The organism is Thioclava atlantica (genome assembly GCF_000737065.1).
Taxonomy (GTDB): domain Bacteria; phylum Pseudomonadota; class Alphaproteobacteria; order Rhodobacterales; family Rhodobacteraceae; genus Thioclava; species Thioclava atlantica.
This window is the reverse complement of the sequence record NZ_AQRC01000033.1, coordinates 1-4,355: the sequence shown is the minus strand read 5'-3', so window position 1 is coordinate 4,355 and position 4,355 is coordinate 1. Positions and strand designations below refer to the sequence as shown.

The window sequence follows — 4,355 nt, the reverse complement described above, 5'->3', positions numbered from 1 at the left end:
TTTGGTGCAAAGCTCCTCGTCATCCGTCGCCTTGTCTTGGTCGGACAGCGCTGCAGCCTCTGCCACCAGCTCATCACGGGCAACAAGGAACGCGGCTTGATACCGGACCACCGCCGTGCGGCTATAGGCGACCACCTGCGCCTTGTATCCGTTCGGCAAAAGGTTGGTCACGTAATGCCGCAGCATGTCGCGCGCCTTTTCCGCGATCAGAGAGGGGGCTTCGAGGATGTTGCCCTTGGTGGCGTATTTCTTACGGATCGCTTCCAGTTCTTCGTCCGTGCGGCCACGGAACATGTCCTCGAACAGCCCGTCCAGCGTGGCGCCATCCTTCACCGCCCCCTCGGCAGTCCGTCCCTCGTAAAGGACAGGCACCGTCGCACCATCGGCCTCGGCTTCCCGGATTGTGTACTTGTCGATGAAGTCACCAAAGATCTGCGTGGTACGCTTCTTTTCCCCCATGATGATCGGCGTGCCGGTAAAACCGATCCGAGCACAATTCGGCAGGGCAGCCATCAAGTTGGCATGCAGATCGCCCGCCTGCGTCCGGTGCGCCTCGTCTACCACGACAACGATGGGCTCATCCTCGTTCAGCACGTCGAAGGCCGGCCCCTTGTTGACTTCGGCCACGTCTTCGTCGGTCCGATACTTCTGGATGGTCGCAAAGACGAGGCCCGGCCCCTTGCGCCTCGCCAGTTTCTTCAACGATCCGTTGCTCGACGCCATCTCGACTACATCACCCGACAGGGTGGCCGTCTCCGACAACTGCCGCTGCAGGTCCTTGCGGTCGGTGACCATGATCACCTTGAACTTCCGCAAGGCAAGATCCGTCCGCATCTTGCGGATCATGAACACCATGGTGAGGCTTTTGCCCGAACCCTGCGTGTGCCAGACAATGCCGCCACGGCGGTCATACTCGCCATCCTGCAGCCGCGTCTTGCCACTGCGCAGCCGTTCCAGCGCTCGGTTCACGGCGCGGTATTGCTGGTATCTGCATACGGTCTTGATGGTTTGGCCGCCCACATTCATGAACAGCAGATAATGCCGCAGGATATCCAGCAAATGCGCAGGGCGCAGCATCCCCGCGACAAGGCGCTCCTGTTCCGACAGACCCTTCTGGCCCAAGGCCTTGATCACGTCGTCTTCCGACCCCGTGCCATCCGGCCCGACCACCGTCTTCCACCGGCCGTAATGCTCCAGGTCAGCGCCGATGCAGCCAACGCGGGCCTGATCAAAGCTGGTGGCGATCAACAGTTGAACACTGGCGAACAGCGCGGGCGTGCCCTCGTTTTCCTCGACCTCCAGCGCGGCCTTGCGGGCGTTGTGATAGCGGCGGAGCTGTTTGACCGCCTCGGCCAAGGGCTCGGGGATGGCGGGGCTTTTCGCCTCGACCACCACCATGGGGATGCCGTTCACCAGCATCACCACATCGGGGATGATAAAGCCCTTGCCTACGTCATGGCCGGGCGGGCAGTCTACGCGGAACTGGTTCGCGACGGTAAAGCTGTTGGCGTCCACATCATCCCAGGCGATGTAGCGGATGGTCTGGCCGCGCCCGCCATCCCAGCCGGGCAGGCCCTCGACCGTCAGCCCCTTGAGCAGCAGTTCCGTGACCGCCTGATTGGCCTCCATCAGCCCGCGATGACCGTGGCGGGTGAGCGCGCTGACAGCTTCCGAAAGACGCGCCTCGTCGAGCCAGGGCTGGCCGTCCGGGCCGGGGTTGATGGCGCGCAGGCGGTCGCGCAGGGTGGTCTCGGCGATGACCTCCTTGAAGCTGGTGCGGCCCGTCGGGGCGGGGTCATCCTTGCTGCCGGTCAGCGCGGTCCAGCCCATGGCGACGCATTGGTCGATGAAGGGTTTTTCGACGTCATCGTATTCATGTCCCATGGGCAGACCCTTCGGTTACAGCAGCGCAGTGACGGGCGTCCTGCCGGTGAGCAGGTCGTCCATCAGGCCGGATTTCGTGGCGCGGAGTTTCTGGAGTTCCTGTTCGTGGCGAACGATATCGCTTTCGATTTCCAGCAGTATTTCCGCACTGCGATCTTGCTCGTCCTTCTGTGGCAGGGCGACCATGTACTTCTTGAAGAACGACAGACCGATGGTCTTGATCGTGCTCCCCATGGCAATTGCCTCGAAGCGAGGCTTCTCCCGCTGAAGCAGATAGTACAAGAAAACGTGGTTCAGCTTCGATCCACACCGCCATGCCATGAAATGCTGGCTCACCGCCATTTCTGACGCAAGGATGGCACTCTTCCCGATACCTGCATCACGGGAGAGAATGACGGTGTTTTCTGGGTGCCGAACCGCAGAAGAATTCGCGAGTCCGGCTTCGCTGATCTCCTTGTCGGTCTCCCGGATGAATACTTGGTCCAGCCGATGAGAGTCCGCCAGCGAGACCCACTTGATACCGCCATTCCAATACGACGCTATGGACTTGCTCGGGGTGTGGCCGCTCCCACGGATTGCAACCTCGTCGAGTAGGCGTGCATCCCACTCCTTCGGCAGCCAGCCGAGCGGGGTTTGTTTGTAGAGGTGGGGGGCCTCGGAGTATGGAGGGCGCAGGTCTCCGTTTGCGTCGATGCCGCGGGTCAGCAGGTCATGCAGCAGCCCCTGCTTCATCGCCTTCAACTTGGCCACCACCGCCTCGGTCCCCCGTATCGCCGCATCCAAAGTATCGAGGATCTCGGCGATTTTATCTCGGGAAGCGGGGTCAGGACGGTAGACCTCCAACTCGTAGACGTCATTCCTGTTGAGACCGGGAACACCTGTCGAAGTATCGAGACGCTTCAGCGGCAAATACGACAGAAGCCAGTAGAGCCAGCGCCGATCCTGCGCACGACAGTCCACCCAATACGCAGTGTCGATTGGCCAGAATGGCTCATTCGACCAACTGACTTGGCCAACGCTTCCCTTGCGACCGACTACGATACCGGGCTCGCCGATCAGGAAATTTGAATGTCGTCCAACTTCGCCATTCGAACCAAACACGGGATACCCCCAGCCTGTCCGGTTTTCCGCAGACAATGCCGCGCCGTATTCAAGCCGGAGGATCGAACCAAGATCAGACATACCCCAGCCCCTTCAGGAACCCGGCCAGTTTGTCGGTCGCCTCTGCCCGTGCGCCTTCGATCTCGGTCAGGGTGACGCGATACTTGTCCCACCAGTTTTCAAAAGCCGCCACGATCTGCCCGCGTTGCACGGCGATGTAGCGGGTCAGGATCTTGGCCATGTCGTCATGCAGGATCTTCAGCAGCAGTTCCGCCGCCCCTTCCTCGGTCAGCTCATCGACGCCCTTGTTCAGCTCGGCGGTGAACTGGTCCTTCTTGGCCTTCAGGGTCTTCTTGACCTCGGCCAGGTCCTTCTTCCACGCCTTGATCTGCTTTTCATCCACCGGATCGGCATCGTCCTCTTCTTCCTCACCCTCTTCGGGCTTGGCGGTCGCAGCCTTGATCTTGGCGTCCAGCTCGGCCTTCTCTGCCTCCAGCTCGGCGATCTGGGTGACGAAAGTGCCCATCAGGAAGCTGACCAGCTTGTGGTCCAGCGGGTTCTCCTTGTTGCCCTTGTCCTCCAGCGCGGTGACGATGGAGGTGCGCCATGCATCGGCCACGCCCTTGGTCCCGCGCGCCATGAGGGTGAGGAAGTCGAAGCGCGACTGCATCCAGAACTGCGCGATGATCCCGCGCACGGTGAACGGGTCCAGCATGGCGAGGCTTTCGAGCGTGGTCGAGAAGCTGGATAGAAGCTCGTCGCGCAGGGCGATCAGTGCGGTCGCGCTGTCATCGCCCGCCAGCGCGGTGATGGCGTCGGTGTGGTCGGCCCACCAAGCGTTGAACTTGTCCCATATTTCGACCTCGCGCGCCATGAGTCCCGCGTTGGTCTCGATGGCCGGTTTGATGTCGGCCTTGGCGGTGATCTGTACCGCGAAGTCCAGGTAGCGTTCATCGCGCGGGGTCAGCAGGTCCATCGGATTCATGCCGTGGGATTTGAAGAGCTTTGCCCTTGCCTCGACTTCCGACTTCGGGATGCCACCGACAAGGTGAGCGCGGACGTCATGAGGTTCGGGCGCCGGCGCGTTGTCGGCATAGCGGCGGATGTTGAGGTTCCAGTCGTTCGCCTTCAGCGTCTCGAGGTCGACGATGGGCGAGAAGCCGGGGATCTCGCGGTATTCCTCGAAGGTGGTGACGATCTTCTCGATATGCTCGGGCATCAGGTGGTTCTGCGCGCGACCTTCGAAGTACTCGCGGTCTGCGTTGATGAAAAGCACCTTGCCCTGACGGTCCGCGGGTTTGCCGGAGACGAGGTTCGCGCCTTGGTGGATGCGCTGACGCAGAACGATGATACATGCGGGAATGCCGGTA

Annotated in this window: 3 protein-coding genes; all 3 read right to left on the bottom strand. The window is 61.3% G+C overall.

Annotation, left to right across the window (positions count from 1 at the left end; translation table 11 throughout):
• The coding region (locus DW2_RS18760) for a type I restriction endonuclease subunit R (protein ID WP_038148984.1) at nucleotides 1–1,884 on the bottom strand (1,884 nt) is incomplete at its 3' end.
• A gap of 15 nt (nucleotides 1,885–1,899) precedes the next feature.
• Nucleotides 1,900–3,066 carry a restriction endonuclease subunit S gene (locus DW2_RS18755; RefSeq protein WP_081875085.1) on the bottom strand — a complete coding sequence of 389 codons (1,167 nt, stop codon included), beginning with the start codon at nucleotides 3,064–3,066 and terminating at the stop codon, nucleotides 1,900–1,902.
• Nucleotides 3,059–4,355 (bottom strand): N-6 DNA methylase (locus tag DW2_RS18750; RefSeq protein WP_038148982.1); only part of this gene is annotated, 1,297 nt, incomplete at its 5' end. The genes DW2_RS18750 and DW2_RS18755, both read right to left, overlap by 8 nt.

Bases quoted from the DNA above. Each gene is read 5' to 3' on its own strand.
- DW2_RS18755 (WP_081875085.1), bottom strand. From the start codon at position 3,066: ATGTCTGATCTTGGTTCGATCCTCCGGCTTGAATACGGCGCGGCATTG.